Source organism: Streptomyces sp. NPDC107559, from assembly GCF_055657365.1.
The window spans coordinates 135,205-149,630 of sequence record NZ_JBVKBD010000010.1 but is presented as its reverse complement, the minus strand read 5'-3'; the positions used below and the strand labels follow the sequence as shown (position 1 = coordinate 149,630).

The window sequence follows — 14,426 nt, the reverse complement described above, 5'->3', positions numbered from 1 at the left end:
AGCCGAACGATCGTCCCTGGGGGCAAAGGGTGAGGCCCGGGGACACTGTCCCCTCCGCGCCCACGGTTGGTTCAACGGGCAATCACCTTCCGCTGTTCCCCGTCCGGCCGCCGCTCGTGGTGATCCGCGTCACCCTGACGAGTGGGCCTCGGGAACCTGAAGGGCGGGTCCGGGGAACCTGAAGGGCGGGCCCTAGGAGACCGACGCGGGGACCCGGCCGTCCCGGGTCCAGGCCAGCAGTTCGTCCGCGGACCAGGTGGTCACCACGCGTTCCGCGGGCACCCCGCACTTCTCGGCCCGCGCGCAGCCGAGCGCCTGCCAGTCCAGCTGGCCCGGCGCGTGGGCGTCGGTGTCGACGGAGAACAGCACGCCCGCCGCCACGGCCCGGCGCAGCAGCGGTTCGGGCGGGTCGAGCCGTTCCGGACGGCTGTTGATCTCCACGGCCGTACCGGACTCGGCACACGCGGCGAACACCTCGTCCGCGTCGAACTCCGACTCCGGCCGGGTCCGTCCGGCCACCAGGCGTCCCGTGCAGTGCCCCAGGACGTCGGCGTGCGGATCGCGTACGGCGGCCACCATGCGGCGGGTCATCGACCGGGCGTCCATGCGCAGCTTGGAGTGGACGGACACCACGACGACGTCGAGCCGCTCCAGCAGTTCCGGCTCCTGGTCGAGGCTGCCGTCGTCGAGGATGTCGCACTCGATGCCGGTCAGCAGCCGGAACGGGGCCCAGGTCTCGTTGAGCTCCGCGACCACCGCGAGCTGCTCGCGCAGCCGCTCGGCCGACAGTCCGCGGGCCACCGTCAGCCTGGGGGAGTGGTCGGTGAGCGCCGCCCACTCGTGCCCGAGCGCGGCCGCCGTCCGGCCCATCTCCTCGATCGGGCTGCCGCCGTCCGACCAGTCGGAGTGCAGATGGCAGTCCCCGCGCAGCAGGGCCAGCAGCCGCTCACCGCCGTCGGCGAGCGGGCCCGCGGCCCCGGTGTCCTCCAGGTTCGCCAGATACCCGGGCACCTGCCCGTCCAGTGCCTCGGCCGCCACCCGGGCGGTCTTCGGTCCCACCCCCTTCAGTCCCGCCAGCGTCCCGGCCGCCGCCCGCTCGCGCAGCTCCGCCTCGGGCAGCTGCCGCAGCACACGCGCCGCGGTGCGGAAGGCACGGACGCGGTACGTCGGTGCCGCGGACCGTTCCAGCAGGAAGGCGATCCGCTCCAGGGCCTGTACGGGCTCCATCGCCACCTCCTGGATCCAGGGTTGCCCAGCCGGAGCCGAGCCGCACCACGGCCGACCCTCCCGGGCGGTGAACCCGATGGACCCCGGGGCGGCGAACCCGGTGGGCCCCCGGGGCGGCGAACCCGGTGGACCACCGGGGCGGTGAACCCGATGGGCCCGACGGGTGACGCGCGCCACCCGTGACCGCCGGTTGCGATTTAGGCTCGAAGACATGACCGAAGTCGCGTCCCCTCACATCGGCAGTCCGCGGATCATGGTGCTCGGCGTGCAGCCGGGCGACCCGCCGTTTCGCATCGTGGAGATCGACGGCGAGGTGGTCGGTGAGGCGAAGACCGTCACCGACGTCCTCGCGGCCGCTGCCGCGTCCGGCATCGTCGTCCACGACCTGGACGATCCGGACGTGGTCCGCTGGGTCGGCGGGGACAAGTTCACCTGGACGCTGCACTGGGGCCGGACCTGAGCGCTGCCGGCCGGGACGGCCGGGCGGCGGCCGCCCGGCCGAGCCGTCGGACATCCGTCTCGGACATCCGCTACTGCGACCGTGACCGCCTGCGGGCGTGTACCGCCCGGCTCAGCCGCCGGCCCAGGAGCAGGTAACCCACCAGCGCCCCCGCGGTGTTGAGGATGACGTCGTCGATGTCGAAGGCCCGTCCGGTGATCAGGGCGCCCTGTGCGAACTCCACCAGGAGCATCACGGTCGCGGTCAGCAGCAGCACCCGCAGCAATCCGCGGGCCTGCGGCGCCACGACCGGCACCAGGACCCCGAACGGCACCCCGAGCAGCACGTTCCCGCCGATCTGCTTGACCGCGTCACGCAGTGCGGGCTGGTCCAGGTAGGCCTTGAGGGAGCGGCCCGGATGGAGGTTGGTGTGCGTGAGCGCCACCGAGGCGGGCGATGGTTCGAGGGTGAGTTTGGCCAGTACGACGGCGAACGCCACCATGAACACGAAGGCGCACAGCATCGCCAGAACACGCAGCGGGAAGGGCAGCGGACGGCGCTCGTCACGGGCCGGCCGCGCCGTGGACCCGCCCTTCGCCTTCACGGCCGCCCTCGCCCTGGCGGCGAACTTCGGCTTCGCGGTGGTCTTCGGCTTCGCGGTGGTCTTCACTTTCGCCCCAGCCTTCGCCCCCGCCTTCGCCTTCCTCGTCCCGGTTTTCGCTTTCGTCGTCCCGGCCTTCGGTTTCGTCCCGGCCTTCGCCGCCCTGGAGCGGAAGCCGGGCAGCCTGCGGGCCCACCCGGACGGCTCGGGTCCGGCGGCTGCCGGATCGCTTCCGGTGGTGCGTGATCGTGAGGCGGTACGCGGCCTGGAGGCTGCGCGGGCCATAAGTTCCTCCATGCTTCAACTTCCCGACGTTGTAGGGGGGTTACCCGCCATCGCAGGGTCGATGCCGGGCCCGGCCGGATGCCCGGGGCGTCCGGTGGCGCGGTGGTGCGAATGGTCGGTCAGTTTTCGTACGTGATGTGCACCTCCTTGAAGCCGAGGGAGCTCAGCAGCCCTTGGAGCATGTCCGTGGTGTTGGTCTCGGCCCGCGCCGTCAGCCCGCTGTCCTTGGCGGCGTCGCCGATGTGCCGGACCGCCAGTTTCTGAACGGCCTGTTCGCTGTTCGGGTTGTCCGAGAAGAGGTCGCCGAGCCGGTCGAGGAGACCGCGCTGCTTGGAGACGGCGTAGGAACGGTCGGGGTCGAGGGCCGGCTTGCCGAGCCGGGCGTGCGGCAGCCGGATGGTGGCGGACGTACGGCCGTCGTCGACCGTCACGTCGTTCCTGCCCAGCGTGCCGAGGTCGACGTACGCGTCCACGGTGCCCGCCCCGACGTACAGGGTGCGGCTGCCGTGCAGGACGTCGGGCAGGTACTTGGCGTCCTTCTCCAGGTCCACGACGACCTGGAAGTTGCCGGAGGCCGCGTCGTAACGGCTCATGTCCTGAATGGACTTGAGGAGTGCGGGACCCGAGCGGTCCTGGGTCTCGGTGCCGAACAGGTCCCGCAGCCCCGGCAGTACGGCCAGCCGGATGCCGGCGAACAGCAGGACGAGCACCAGCGCGAGGGCGGTGAGCACCTTCGCCCAGCCGGGCATGCGCCGGGGGATGCGCCTGATCGAAGAGGTCATGTCGACGGTCCTCCTTCCTCCTAGCCGGATGCCCGCCAATTCCGTTGCCAGACCGCCCGGTTGGCTGATCAATTCGGCCCGGTGGACCGGCCGGCGGCCATCCCGGCCCGGGACGGCGTGTCGTCGGCTCGCGGCCGGGTCGCCGCTCGTGGACCATGGGGATCAGGCCCGGAACGACCGGCCCCACGTGCATCGACCCCAGGTGACCGGGGCGACCTGGTCAGGCGAGGAGCGGATCGTGCGAGACATCGCCGTCTTCAGCGGCAGCGCCCACCCCGAGCTGGCCTCGGAGCTCTGTGCCCATCTCGGCGTGCCGCTCAGGCCCACCCGGGTGAGCAGGTTCGCGAACGACTGCCTGGAGGTCCAGCTTCAGGCCAACTGCCGGGAGCGGGACGTCTTCCTCGTCCAGCCGCTGGTCCGGCCGGTCCAGGAGCACCTGGTCGAACTGCTCCTGATGTGCGACGCGGCCCGTGGGGCCTCGGCCGGCCGGATCACGGTCGTCATGCCGCACTATTCCTACGCCCGTTCGGACAAGAAGGACGCGCCCCGTATCTCCATGGGCGGGCGTCTGGTCGCGGACCTGATGGTGGCGGCGGGCGCCCGCCGGGTTCTCACCATGGCCCTGCACGCGCCCCAGGTGCACGGCTTCTTCTCGGTCCCGGTCGACCATCTGCACGCCCACCGCGAACTGGCCGCGCACTTCCGCCGGTACGACCTGACGAGCACCACCGTCGTCTCGCCCGACCTGGGCAACGCCAAGGAGGCCGCGGCCTTCGCCCGGCTGATCGGCGCCCGGGTGGCCGCAGGGGCCAAGCAGCGCTACGCGGACGATCGGGTGAGCATCAGCACGGTGATCGGCGATGTCACCGGGCGGGACGTCATCGTGCTCGACGACGAGATCGCCAAGGGCAGTACGGTGCTGGAACTGTTGGACAGACTAAGGGAGTTGGGGCCGCGCAGCATTCGGGTGGCGTGTACGCACGGGCTGTTCGCGGCGGGGGCGCTCAAGCGGCTCAGCGAGCAGCCCGACGTGCTGGAGATCGTGTGCACCAACACCGTTCCGGTGCCGGCCGAGGAGTACACCGACAAGCTGCGGATCCTCTCCATCGCCCCGGCGCTCGCGGAGGCCGTGCGCCGTATCCACAACGGTGAGTCCGTCAGCGCCCTGTTCGACGCGCCGTGCACCGGGCCGGCGGAACGGGGCGGCGGGGCGGGGTCATAAGGTGCCGGAGGTGGTCTCGGGCCGGCCCAGTGCCTCGTCCAGGGTGGGCCGGGGCGGCAGCAGCCGGGACAGGCCGGTGAGCCGCAGGACGCGCAGCGTCAGCGGGTGGGTGCACACCAGGTGCAGCTGCCCGCCCCGGTCGAGGACCCGGTGCCGGGCCCGGTAGAGCAGGCGCAGGCCGGAGCAGTCGAAGAACTCGATCTCGGCGAGGTCGATCACGACCTGTGGTTCGGGGCCGGAGGTGGCCTGGTCCAGGTGCGGGACGATCTCGGCGGCCGCGGCGATGTCGATCTCGCCGTGGAACTCCAGGACGGTGTGACCCCGGTCCTGGTGGACGCGCAGCTGCCGGGTGAATGGCGCCGGTTCCCGCACGACGACATCGCCTCCAACCCGCTCCGGGGACAGGGACCCCAACTCGCTTCCCTGTTCCGCAAGTTACCCTTGGATGAGTGAATTTGAGCATGTTCGATTGACATATGTCTTCGAATTGCGGCCGACTTTTTTCAAGATCTGAGCCAAGGGGGGCGAGCCGAGTCGGGGCGGTGCACGGCTCCGGGGCCGTGCGGGGCGGCAGCGCGGCAGCTCGGGCGGGTGTGCCCGGGTGCCGGGCCGGCCGGCGGACGGTCAGCGGCTCGTGTGCAGGGCCACCAGCAACTGCCAGACCTGGTCGGAGATCTCGGCGGCGGATGCCTCCAGCAGCCCGTGCAGCCAGTCGCCCAGTACCCCGGTGAACGTGGCGGCGACGGCCGAGGCGACCAGCGGCGCGTCGGCCGCCCCCGCGAGGGCGCGCTCGCGCAGGCTGTAGGCCCGCAGGTCGCGGTGGAGCACCCGGCCGAGCGGGCCCGTGCCGCCGGGGCCCAACAGGGCGCGGTAGAGGGCGGCGTGCGGGGTGAGCGAGTCGAAGAACGCGGCGAGCGCGGGCGGCGCGTGCACCGGGTCGGGCTTCCCGCGCCAGGCGTGCAGCGCCTCCACGGCCTCGCGTACGACGTCCGCGCAGGCGTCGACGGCGAGCGCCTCCAGGTCGGCGTAGTGCACGTAGAAGGTGGCCCGGCCGACCCCGGCCCGGCGGACCAGCGCGGCCACCCCGACCTCCGCGAGCGGCCGTTCGGCGCACTCGGCGAGCAGGGCCGCCCGCAGCCGGGCCCGGGTGCGCGCGGCCCGTGGGTCCTCGGGGGCGGTGCGGTTCACCGGGCGGCCAGTACGGCGGTCAGGGCGAGCGCGCCGGGCAGCGCCTGGGCGAACAGGATGCGGCGGTTCGCCGTCACGGCGCCGTACCCGCCCGCGACCACCACACAGCACAGGAAGAAGATCTGGGCCTGCCGGCCGGTCGGGTCGTCGGCGAGCAGACCCCACACCAGGCCGGCGGCGAGAAAGCCGTTGTAGAGCCCCTGGTTGGCGGCGAGCGGGGCGGTGGCCCGCGCCAGCTCCGGCGTGAAGCCGTGCAGTGCCCGGCCGGGCTTCTTCTGCCACAGGAACATCTCCAGCACCAGGATGTACCCGTGCAGCACGGCCACCAGGCCGACCAGTACCTTCGCGACGGCTTCCATGCCTACCCCCTCATTCCCTCTCTTGGACAGGTGTCCACTGTACCTGGACACCTGTTCAAGAAGTCAATTCCGGGGTTCGTGCCGTGACCGCCCTAGTCGGCCGTGTGCACCAGTTCGCCGCCCACGTACGTCCGCCGTACGCGCGCCTCGGCGATCGCCTCCGGCGGTCCCGCGAACGGGTCGCGGTCCAGCACCACCAGGTCCGCGAGCGCGCCCGGGGACACCTGTCCGGTGTCGTCGAGGTGGTTCACATACGCCGATCCGGCGGTGTACGCCGTCAGCGCCCGGTCCAGACCGATGCGCTCGCCCGGCAGGAAGACCGGGCCGGTGCCGCCGGGCTGGACCCGGTTGACCGCCACGTGGATGCCCTGGAGCGGGTCCGGGCTGCTGACCGGCCAGTCGCTGCCCGCCGCGAGCGTGGCGCCGGAGTGCAGCAGCGAGCCGAACGGGTACTGCCACGCGGCCCGTTCGGGCCCGAGGAAGGGGATCGTCAGCTCGTCCATCTGCGGCTCGTGCGCCGCCCACAACGGCTGGATGTTGGCGCTCGCGCCCAGCCGGGCGAAGCGCGGCACGTCGTCGGGGTGCACGACCTGGAGGTGTGCCAGATGCGGCCGGGTGTCGCTCGGCCCGTTCGCCGCGCGGGCCGCCTCGACCGCGTCCAGGGCGTCGCGCACGGCCCGGTCGCCGAGCGCGTGGAAGTGGCACTGGAAGCCCAGCGCGTCCAGTTCCGTCACGTATGCGGGCAGACGGGCGGCGTCGACGAAGCTGGTGCCCCGGTTGGCCGTGGCGCAGCCGCACCGGTCCAGATACGGGTCCAGCAGCGCGGCGGTGCCGCTCTCGGCGACCCCGTCCAGCATCAGCTTCACGCTGCCCGCCCGGAACCGGCCATGACTCAACTCGGCCCGCCGCTCGACGAGTTCGGGAATCTGCTCGGCGCCGCGCTCGCGGTCCCACCACAGAGCGCCGACCACCCGCGCGGTCAGCGAGCCGTCCCGGGCCGCCGTCCGGTACGCCTCGGACGGGTCGTCCAGACCGAGGTACCCCCCGACGAGCGCGTCCTGCCAGGCGGTGACGCCCAGGGCGTGCAGCGCGCGCTGGGCGTGCAGCAGCGCGGCCAGCCGGTCGGCCTGCGTGGACGCCGGGGCGAGCCGCCCGACCAGCTCCATCGCGCCTTCCTGGAGCGTGCCGCTCGGTTCGCCGGAGGCGTCGCGCTCGATCCGCCCGTCGGCCGGGTCGGGGGTGTCCCGGGTGATGCCGGCCAGTGCGAGGGCGCGGCTGTTGACCCAGGCGCCGTGGTGGTCGCGGTTGGGCAGGTACACCGGCCGGTCCGGGACGACCGCGTCGAGGAGTTCCTTCGTGGGCGTACCGCCCTCGAACGCCTCCATCGACCAGCCGCCGCCGAGGATCCACTCCCGCTCCGGATGCGCCAGCGCGTACGCCCGTACGGCGGCCAGGGTGTCGTCGGCGGTCCGGGTCCCGGTGAGGTCGCACTGGGTGAGTTCGAGTCCGGCCGGCACCGGGTGGACGTGCGCGTCCTGGAAGCCGGGCAGCAGCAGCCCGCCGGCCAGGTCGACCACCTCCGTACGGGGCCCGGCGAGTTCGCGCACCCCGGCGTCGCCGACGGCGGTGACGCGGTCGCCGGTCACGGCGACGGTGGTGGCGGTGCGGCCCTCGGGAGTGAGGACGGCGCCACCGGTGAAGAGCAGGTCAGCGTGCATGTTCTCGGTTTCCTCGTACGTCAGGAGGTGGTGGTGAGCAGTTGCGGCGCGTCGGCGTCCGTGCCGTCGCCGGTGCGGAAGTAGGGCGAGCGGCGCACCCACTTGGCCCAGGCGGCGGCCACCAGGCCGGAGGCCACCATCACCGCGGGCACGAGCAGCAGGAACCAGCCGTTGTCCGGGCTGAGTTCGAGATGGTCGGCGGAGGTGTAGAAGGACCAGCAGAGGTAGCCGCCCAGACCCAGCAGCGCCGCCGCGCTCAGGCCCGGCAGGACCACCGCGCGCACGCCCTGCCGCCAGTCCTGCCGCAGCAGCCCCCGGAAGCGCACGGCCGCGGCGAGCGCGGTGAGCGCGTACGACAGCGCGACGACGATGCCCACCGCGTTCACCGTCGCCAGGATCATGTCGGCCAGCCGCGGGATGATCAGGGCGAGCCCCGCCACCGCCGTGGCCAGCGCGCCGATCAGCAGGGTGCCGGCCGCCGGGGTCCCGTACCGGGAGCTGACCCTGCCCCACACCGGGCCGAGCGTGCGGTCCCGGCTCATCGCGAACATCCCCCGCGCCGTGGGGATCACCCCGGCCTGGAGCGAGGCGACCGCCGAGAACATCAGGGCCACCAGCGGCAGGGTGGCCAGTGGCTGCGCCGCCAGCCGCTCGCCGAAGTAGGCCAGCCCCTCGGCGCCGTGACCGGCCAGCTCGTCCTGCGACAGCACCCGCTGGAAGGCGACCGAGCCGAGCAGGAACAGCGCCAGCATCGTCCCCAGGGTGATGAACCCGGCGCGTGAGGCGTCCCGCGGTTCGCGCACCTCCTCGTTGACGCTGAAGGCGGCGTCGAAGCCCCAGTAGCAGAACACCGACAGCAGCAGCCCCTGGGCCAGCGCCGACGTCGACGGGATCGCGAAGGGATCGAACCAGCTCAGGCTGAAGGGGTGCGGGCCGGTGACGATGCCGTAGCCGCAGAACCCGATCAGCACGACGTACTCGAAGACGAGCAGTCCGCTCTGGAGCCGGGCCGCCGTACGGATGCCGGTGACGGCGGTCAGGGTCACCGCGACCAGGGCCACGATCCCGACCGCGGTGGTCTGCGCCGTGGAGCCCGGGTCCAGCGTCAGCCCGCCCACCCGGTGCAGTCCGGCCTGCCCGGCCAGCTGGAGCATCGCCGACCCGGTGACCGCGGTCGTGTACGCGAGGAACGCCACCGTGGCCACGATGTTCACCCAGCCGACCATGAAGCCGAGCCACGGCGTCAGCGAACGCCCCACCCACACATAGCCGTTGCCCGCGTTCGGCTCGACGCGGTTCAGGCGTGCGTACGCTCCCGCGATCCCCAGGATCGGCACGAACGCCAGCAGCATGATGGCCGGCAGATGCAGGCCCACCACCCCGGCCGTGACCCCGAGGCCGATGCCGATGGTGGTGGTCGCCGCCGTGCTGGACGCGGCGATCGCGACGCCGTCGAGGACGCCGAGGGACTTGCGCAGCGCGGGCCGCGCGGGAGGGTCGGCGCCGTAGGGCTTGTCGGTCATGGCCAGTACTCCGCTCGCACCGGGGGGCCTGGTCGGCCCCGGTGAACGCACATGAAACTGGCCGGGAACACACCTGGTCAACGGTGTTGTCATAAGAGCTCGCCGCCCTGGCCCGGCGGCGGCTCGCCCGGCGGAGATCCGGGTGCGGGAGGGGACTCGACGGTCACACTTGAAGACGTGTACCCGTCAGTGAGGTACGACGTCCCGCCCGGAGGCCTTCGACGATGACCCCGCCACCCGCACGCCCCGCCAAGCAGCGCAAACAGGACACCCTGCACCGCCTCGAACACGACGTGGACGCCTGGGTCGCCACGGCCGACGAGGCGGGAGGCGCTCCCTACCTGGTCCCGCTCTCCTTCTTCTGGGACGGCGCGACCCTGTTGTTCGCCACCCCGGAAACCAGCCCCACCGGCCGCAATCTGCGTGCCACGGGCCGGGCACGGCTCGGTATCGGCCTCACCCGCGACGTGGTGATCGTCGAGGGCCCCGTGCTCACCGTGCCGCCCGCGGAACTGCCCGAGGAGGACGCCGAGATCTTCGCGGGCAAGACCGGCTTCGACCCCCGGCTGCTCGCCACGCCCTACCTGTACTTCCGGGTGCGCCCCGACCGGGTGCAGGCCTGGCGCGAGGTGAACGAGCTCGACGGACGGGACCTGATGCGGAACGGGGAGTGGCTGGTGGCCGACTGAACCGGCCCGGCCGGGGCATCCGCCCCGCGCCCGGAAACCCTGCGGCGGCGGCAGGCCACTGCGCCTGCTGCCGTCCACGGGGCCGAAGCCGTCTTTTCCGCCGGAACCGGTATGAGCCGTGCCCAGCGGGGCAGTCGGCGAGGATGAGCGGGACCACACCTCGGAACGGACCGACACCCCGGAGCGCTCCGGACCCGAGTGCTCCGGACCTGAGCGCATCGGACCCGAGCGCATCGGACCGTCGGGCGCCAGACCGTCGGGCGCCGGACCGGAAGACGCGGGTCACCGTGCTCGTGGCGCTCGTGGCCAATCTCGTCATCGCGGCCGCCAAGCTCGTCGGCGGCCTCCTCGCGGGCTCGCCCGCGCTGATGTCGGAGGCCGCGCACTCCGTGGCCGACAGCCTGAACGAGGTCTTCCTGTTGGCCGCACTGCGCCGCAGCCGCCGTCCGGCCGACCGGCGTCACCCCTTCGGCTACGGCAAGGAACGCTACTTCTGGTCACTCCTCGCGGCCGTCGGGATCTTCGTGATGGGCGGCTGCTTCTCCGTCTTCCAGGGCGTCGAGGCGCTCAAGAACGGTGCCGAGGAGAAGTTCGGCGGCTATGTGGTGGGCCTGGCCGTGCTCGCCGTCGCCTTCCTGGCCGAGGGCGCCTCCCTGCTGCGGGCGCTTCACCAGGTGCGCGCCCAGGGCGGCTCGGCCGGACTGCGCGACCCGGCGCTGCGCACGGTCGTCGCCGAGGACGGCACAGCCGTGCTGGGCGTGACCCTCGCCATGGCCGGCATGGCCCTGCACATGGTCACCGGGCAGGTGGTGTGGGAGGCGGCCGCCTCGATGGCGATCGGTGTGCTGCTGGTCCTCGTCGCCTACGGGCTCGGCCGCGAGGCCCGCGACCAGCTCATCGGGGAGGCGGCCGACCCGGAACTGCTCGGCAGGATCCGGGCCCTGCTGCGGGCGCAGCCCGAGATCGACAGCGTGGAGGCGCTGTTCACGATGAAGACGGGCCTGGACTCGGTCCTGGTGGCCGCCCGGATCGACCTGGTGCCGGGCCTGGACAGCGAGGAGGTCGAGGAGGTCGCGGTGCGCATCAAGGGGTCGGTCGGCCGGGTGTGCCCGGCGGCCGGCGAGATCTTCCTCGACGTGACCGACCGGGGGGCCCGGGAGGCACGGGAAAGCCCCGCCGCGACGGGGGAGCGCGGCGGGGCCTGAGGATCGGGTGCCCGTGGGCCGCCGTCCCATGCCTCCGGGAGCGAAGAAATCCGCTTCGATTCCGGAAGGGCCGTTCAGGGGGACGGTCAGTACCCGGAGGTCAGTACCCGGGGGTCGGTTCCAGGACGAACACCGGGATCGCCCGGGACGTCTTCTCCTGGTACTCGGCGTACTGCGGGAAGGCGGCCACGGCGCGCTGCCACCACTCGGCCTTCTCCTCGCCGGTCACCTCACGGGCGGTCATGTCCTGCTTGACCGTGCCGTCCTGGAGTTCCACCTGGGGATCGGCCTTCACGTTGTGGTACCAGACCGGGTGCTTCGGCGCCCCGCCCAGCGAGGCGACCGCCGCGTAGTGCCCGTCGTGCTCGACGCGCATGAGCGGCGTCTTGCGGAGCTTGCCGCTCTTCACGCCCCGCGTGGTCAGCAGGATGACGGGCAGTCCCGTGTCCATCAGGGTCGTTCCCTTGGTGCCTCCGGAGCTCTCGTACAGCTCCACCTGATCACGTACCCACTGCGTCGGGCTGGGTTCGTACTCGCCCTCAAGCGGCATGGCATTCGTCCCATCGTCGCGTTGCACGGTCTGCTCGCACCGTCCTTCAACAGAGCAACGCCCGGAAAGCTTCCGGGGTCACACCGGACGGCACCAGATCACCCCTACCCCGGTGACACCAGCATCCGTACTGCCAGTGCCACCATCACCCCGCTGGACGCCAGCGCCGTGGTCAGCCGGCCGCGGTGGCCCGTCAGTGCCCGGCCGAGGAGCGCGCCGCCCCCGGCGAGCAGCAGCTGCCAGCTCGCGGACGCGGCGAAGGCCGCCAGGACGAAGACGCCCTGCTCCAGCGGCCGCGCCGTGGCCGCGGCGCCGGCGCCGAGCACGAGCGCGGCGAAGTAGATCACGGTGGTGGGGTTGAGCAGGGTGATGCCGAGCAGCCCCAGATAGGCCCGGGAGGGGCTGGGGGGTGGCGGGTCGGGGCGGGTGGCGAGCCGGTGGCCGCGGTACCGGCGCAGCGCCGCGACCGTGCCCAGGACCGCCAGTGCGATCAGTACCAGCGCGGAGGCCCAGCGCAACGGCACCAGTACCGGCCGCAGCGCGGCGGCGAGGGCGGAGCCGCCGACCATGGCCAGCAGGGCGTAGAGCCCGTCGGCGCTGGCGACGCCGAGGGCGGCGCAGGCGCCGGTGCGCAGCGAGGTGCGGGCGGTGAGCGAGACGAGGTAGGTGCCGACCGCGCCGACGGGTACGGCGATGCCGTATCCCGCGACCAGGCCGGCCACGAGCGAGGCCGTCACGACAGGGCCGGACCGGGCCTTCCGGAGCGGCCGGGCTGCTGCTGGACGCGCACCGGAGCAGCGGCGGCGGGCGTCTGCGGCAGGGCGGAGATCGTAGGCATGGCGGGATAATGGGGGTGATGAGTCCCCTGTGACAACCGAATTACCAGGTGACCGTGGGCACAGAGCCCCGAGCCTGCCCAGCGGAGCGGTAGGTTCCGGCCAGATTGCCCGATTAGTCGATCTGGCCGAACATCGAGTCGCTCCATAGGTGCCTGGGGCATCTAATGAAGATCGGCACGACGCACCCTTCGTCTGTGAGGTCTCCCATGACGGAACTCTCGGAACCCGTCGCCTTCCCCCAGGACCGGACCTGTCCCTACCACCCGCCGACGGCCTACGACCCCCTGCGCACCGACCGGCCACTGTCCCGCGTCACCCTCTACGACGGCCGTCAGGCCTGGATCGTCACCGGTCACGGCCTCGCTCGCACCCTGCTCGCCGACCCGCGGCTGTCGACCGACCGCACCCGGCCGGGCTTCCCCATCACCAATGCGCGCTTCGCCGCCATCCGCGAACGCCGTACGGCCCTGCTGGGCGTCGACGACCCCGAGCACCGCACCCAGCGGCGGATGCTGGTGCCCAGCTTCACGGTCAGGCGCGCCGCCGCGCTGCGGCCCGACATCCAGCGGATCGTCGACGAACGGCTCGACGCGATGATCGCGCAGGGACCGCCCGCCGACCTGGTGAGCGCCTTCGCGCTGCCGGTGCCGTCGATGGTGATCTGCGCCCTGCTCGGTGTCCCGTACGCCGACCACGACTTCTTCCAGGAGCAGTCGCGCCGGCTGCTGCGCGGCCCCGACGTCGCCGACGTGCTGGACGCCCGCGCCCGGATGGAGGGCTATCTCGGCGACCTGATCGACCGCAAACGCAAGGAGCCGCCCGGCTCCGGCGTGCTCGACGACCTGATCCACCAGCGGACGGACGAGGGCGGGATCGAGCGCGACGAACTGATCGCCGTCGGGGTCATCCTGCTCGTCGCCGGCCACGAGACCACCGCCAACATGATCTCGCTCGGCACCTTCACCCTGCTCCGGCACCCCGAACGGCTGGCCGAGCTGCGGGCCGACCCCGCGCTGCTGCCCGACGCCGTCGAGGAGCTGATGCGGATGCTGTCGATCGCCGACGGGCTGCTGCGGCAGGCCGTCGAGGACATCGAGGTGGACGGCGTGACGATCCGGGCCGGCGAGGGGGTGCTCTTCTCGACCTCGGTCATCAACCGCGACGAGAGCGCCTACCCCGAACCGGACACCCTGGACTTCGCCCGCTCCGCACGCCACCACATCGCCTTCGGCTTCGGCATCCACCAGTGCCTCGGCCAGAACCTGGCCCGCGCCGAGATGGAGATCGCCCTGCACACCCTCTTCGAGCGGCTGCCCGCACTGCGTCTGGCCGCCCCGGCCGAGGACATCCCCTTCAAGCCCGGCGACACGATCCAGGGGATGCTGGAACTCCCCGTGACCTGGTAAGAGGCTCCGGTCATGCATATCGACATCGACAAGGACGTCTGCATCGGGGCGGGCCAGTGCGCGTTGGCCGCCCCCGGCGTCTTCACCCAGGACGACGACGGCTTCAGCATGGTCCTCCCCGGCCGGGAGGACGGCGGGGGAGACCCGATGGTCAAGGTGGCGGTCAAGGCCTGCCCGGTCGGCGCCATCACCCTGTCGGAACCGTCCGACTGACCACCCCCGCCGCCGGGCCGCCGGGCCGGTCCGGACGGCGGGCCCCGCGTCGAGACCGAACGGCAGACTCCGTGCCGAGGCCGGACGGCAGACTCCGTGCCGAGGCCGGACGGCAGACTCCGTGCCGAGGCCGGACGGCAGACTCCGTGCCGAGGCCGGACGGCAGACTCCGTGCCGAGG

At 72.5% G+C, this 14,426-nt stretch carries 16 protein-coding genes; 6 read left to right on the top strand and 10 right to left on the bottom strand.

Features of this window, described 5'->3' with window-relative positions; translation table 11 throughout:
* Nucleotides 1-192 precede the first annotated feature (192 nt).
* Complete coding sequence (locus ACZ7OY_RS27680) at nucleotides 193-1,227, bottom strand: PHP domain-containing protein (RefSeq protein WP_471913867.1); 1,035 nt, start codon at nucleotides 1,225-1,227, stop codon at nucleotides 193-195.
* Between the two features lie 211 nt (nucleotides 1,228-1,438).
* On the opposite strand from ACZ7OY_RS27680, the gene ACZ7OY_RS27675 reads away from it, so the two are divergent.
* Nucleotides 1,439-1,687: a hypothetical protein gene (locus ACZ7OY_RS27675; RefSeq protein ID WP_471913866.1), complete on the top strand. Its 249-nt coding sequence runs from the start codon at nucleotides 1,439-1,441 to the stop codon at nucleotides 1,685-1,687.
* A gap of 70 nt (nucleotides 1,688-1,757) precedes the next feature.
* Here the strand turns inward: ACZ7OY_RS27675 and ACZ7OY_RS27670 are convergent, their stop codons facing one another.
* Both ACZ7OY_RS27670 and ACZ7OY_RS27665 read right to left on the bottom strand, forming a co-directional pair.
* The gene (locus ACZ7OY_RS27670; protein WP_471914002.1) at nucleotides 1,758-2,270 is read right to left on the bottom strand and encodes a VanZ family protein; all 513 of its coding nucleotides are present in this window, start codon (nucleotides 2,268-2,270) and stop codon (nucleotides 1,758-1,760) included.
* Between the two features lie 401 nt (nucleotides 2,271-2,671).
* Nucleotides 2,672-3,334: a DUF4230 domain-containing protein gene (locus ACZ7OY_RS27665; RefSeq protein ID WP_471913865.1), complete on the bottom strand. Its 663-nt coding sequence runs from the start codon at nucleotides 3,332-3,334 to the stop codon at nucleotides 2,672-2,674.
* A gap of 238 nt (nucleotides 3,335-3,572) precedes the next feature.
* On the opposite strand from ACZ7OY_RS27665, the gene ACZ7OY_RS27660 reads away from it, so the two are divergent.
* Complete coding sequence (locus tag ACZ7OY_RS27660) at nucleotides 3,573-4,556, top strand: ribose-phosphate diphosphokinase (protein ID WP_471913864.1); 984 nt, start codon at nucleotides 3,573-3,575, stop codon at nucleotides 4,554-4,556.
* Here the strand turns inward: ACZ7OY_RS27660 and ACZ7OY_RS27655 are convergent.
* The 5 genes from ACZ7OY_RS27655 to ACZ7OY_RS27635 all read right to left on the bottom strand — a co-directional run bounded on the left by ACZ7OY_RS27655 (nucleotide 4,551) and on the right by ACZ7OY_RS27635 (nucleotide 9,344).
* On the bottom strand, nucleotides 4,551-4,928 hold the full coding sequence (locus tag ACZ7OY_RS27655; protein WP_471913863.1) for an anti-sigma factor antagonist: 378 nt from the start codon (nucleotides 4,926-4,928) through the stop codon (nucleotides 4,551-4,553). The two genes, ACZ7OY_RS27660 and ACZ7OY_RS27655, sit on opposite strands and share 6 nt — an antisense overlap.
* A gap of 252 nt (nucleotides 4,929-5,180) precedes the next feature.
* Nucleotides 5,181-5,744: a TetR/AcrR family transcriptional regulator gene (locus ACZ7OY_RS27650; protein ID WP_384724758.1), complete on the bottom strand. Its 564-nt coding sequence runs from the start codon at nucleotides 5,742-5,744 to the stop codon at nucleotides 5,181-5,183.
* Nucleotides 5,741-6,103, bottom strand: coding sequence for a DUF1304 domain-containing protein (locus ACZ7OY_RS27645; RefSeq protein WP_471913862.1), 363 nt, complete (start codon nucleotides 6,101-6,103; stop codon nucleotides 5,741-5,743). The genes ACZ7OY_RS27650 and ACZ7OY_RS27645 overlap by 4 nt, the downstream gene beginning before the upstream one ends.
* A gap of 92 nt (nucleotides 6,104-6,195) precedes the next feature.
* The gene (locus ACZ7OY_RS27640) at nucleotides 6,196-7,821 is read right to left on the bottom strand and encodes an amidohydrolase (RefSeq protein ID WP_471913861.1); all 1,626 of its coding nucleotides are present in this window, start codon (nucleotides 7,819-7,821) and stop codon (nucleotides 6,196-6,198) included.
* Nucleotides 7,822-7,841: 20 nt separating this feature from the next.
* Nucleotides 7,842-9,344 (bottom strand): APC family permease, encoded by a 1,503-nt coding sequence (locus ACZ7OY_RS27635; RefSeq protein ID WP_471913860.1) that lies wholly within the window; start codon nucleotides 9,342-9,344, stop codon nucleotides 7,842-7,844.
* Nucleotides 9,345-9,568: 224 nt separating this feature from the next.
* Between ACZ7OY_RS27635 and ACZ7OY_RS27630 the strand changes: the two genes are divergently transcribed.
* Together ACZ7OY_RS27630 and ACZ7OY_RS27625 are read left to right on the top strand one after the other, a co-directional pair.
* Nucleotides 9,569-10,033, top strand: coding sequence for a pyridoxamine 5'-phosphate oxidase family protein (locus ACZ7OY_RS27630; protein WP_471913859.1), 465 nt, complete (start codon nucleotides 9,569-9,571; stop codon nucleotides 10,031-10,033).
* Nucleotides 10,034-10,176: 143 nt separating this feature from the next.
* Nucleotides 10,177-11,238 carry a cation diffusion facilitator family transporter gene (locus ACZ7OY_RS27625; RefSeq protein WP_471913858.1) on the top strand — a complete coding sequence of 354 codons (1,062 nt, stop codon included), beginning with the start codon at nucleotides 10,177-10,179 and terminating at the stop codon, nucleotides 11,236-11,238.
* 100 nt (nucleotides 11,239-11,338) lie between these two features.
* Here ACZ7OY_RS27625 and ACZ7OY_RS27620 read toward each other — a convergent pair whose 3' ends face one another.
* Together ACZ7OY_RS27620 and ACZ7OY_RS27615 are read right to left on the bottom strand one after the other, a co-directional pair.
* Complete coding sequence (locus ACZ7OY_RS27620; RefSeq protein WP_471913857.1) at nucleotides 11,339-11,788, bottom strand: nitroreductase family deazaflavin-dependent oxidoreductase; 450 nt, start codon at nucleotides 11,786-11,788, stop codon at nucleotides 11,339-11,341.
* A 104-nt stretch (nucleotides 11,789-11,892) separates the two neighbouring features.
* Nucleotides 11,893-12,525, bottom strand: coding sequence for a LysE family transporter (locus ACZ7OY_RS27615; RefSeq protein WP_385534310.1), 633 nt, complete (start codon nucleotides 12,523-12,525; stop codon nucleotides 11,893-11,895).
* Between the two features lie 308 nt (nucleotides 12,526-12,833).
* Here ACZ7OY_RS27615 and ACZ7OY_RS27610 point away from each other — a divergent pair, with 308 nt between their 5' ends.
* Both ACZ7OY_RS27610 and ACZ7OY_RS27605 read left to right on the top strand, forming a co-directional pair.
* Complete coding sequence (locus tag ACZ7OY_RS27610; protein WP_471913856.1) at nucleotides 12,834-14,033, top strand: cytochrome P450; 1,200 nt, start codon at nucleotides 12,834-12,836, stop codon at nucleotides 14,031-14,033.
* 12 nt (nucleotides 14,034-14,045) lie between these two features.
* On the top strand, nucleotides 14,046-14,246 hold the full coding sequence (locus tag ACZ7OY_RS27605; protein ID WP_471913855.1) for a ferredoxin: 201 nt from the start codon (nucleotides 14,046-14,048) through the stop codon (nucleotides 14,244-14,246).
* The last annotated feature ends 180 nt before the right edge of the window (nucleotides 14,247-14,426 follow it).

Excerpts from the sequence above, each read along its gene's own strand:
- ACZ7OY_RS27680 (WP_471913867.1), bottom strand. The coding sequence starts at position 1,227 with ATGGAGCCCGTACAGGCCCTGGAGCGGATCGCCTTCCTGCTGGAACGG.
- ACZ7OY_RS27675 (WP_471913866.1), top strand. The coding sequence starts at position 1,439 with ATGACCGAAGTCGCGTCCCCTCACATCGGCAGTCCGCGGATCATGGTG.
- ACZ7OY_RS27665 (WP_471913865.1), bottom strand. The coding sequence starts at position 3,334 with ATGACCTCTTCGATCAGGCGCATCCCCCGGCGCATGCCCGGCTGGGCG.
- ACZ7OY_RS27645 (WP_471913862.1), bottom strand. The coding sequence starts at position 6,103 with ATGGAAGCCGTCGCGAAGGTACTGGTCGGCCTGGTGGCCGTGCTGCAC.
- ACZ7OY_RS27640 (WP_471913861.1), bottom strand. The coding sequence starts at position 7,821 with ATGCACGCTGACCTGCTCTTCACCGGTGGCGCCGTCCTCACTCCCGAG.
- ACZ7OY_RS27635 (WP_471913860.1), bottom strand. The coding sequence starts at position 9,344 with ATGACCGACAAGCCCTACGGCGCCGACCCTCCCGCGCGGCCCGCGCTG.
- ACZ7OY_RS27630 (WP_471913859.1), top strand. The coding sequence starts at position 9,569 with ATGACCCCGCCACCCGCACGCCCCGCCAAGCAGCGCAAACAGGACACC.
- ACZ7OY_RS27625 (WP_471913858.1), top strand. The coding sequence starts at position 10,177 with ATGAGCGGGACCACACCTCGGAACGGACCGACACCCCGGAGCGCTCCG.
- ACZ7OY_RS27620 (WP_471913857.1), bottom strand. The coding sequence starts at position 11,788 with ATGCCGCTTGAGGGCGAGTACGAACCCAGCCCGACGCAGTGGGTACGT.
- ACZ7OY_RS27610 (WP_471913856.1), top strand. The coding sequence starts at position 12,834 with ATGACGGAACTCTCGGAACCCGTCGCCTTCCCCCAGGACCGGACCTGT.
- ACZ7OY_RS27605 (WP_471913855.1), top strand. The coding sequence starts at position 14,046 with ATGCATATCGACATCGACAAGGACGTCTGCATCGGGGCGGGCCAGTGC.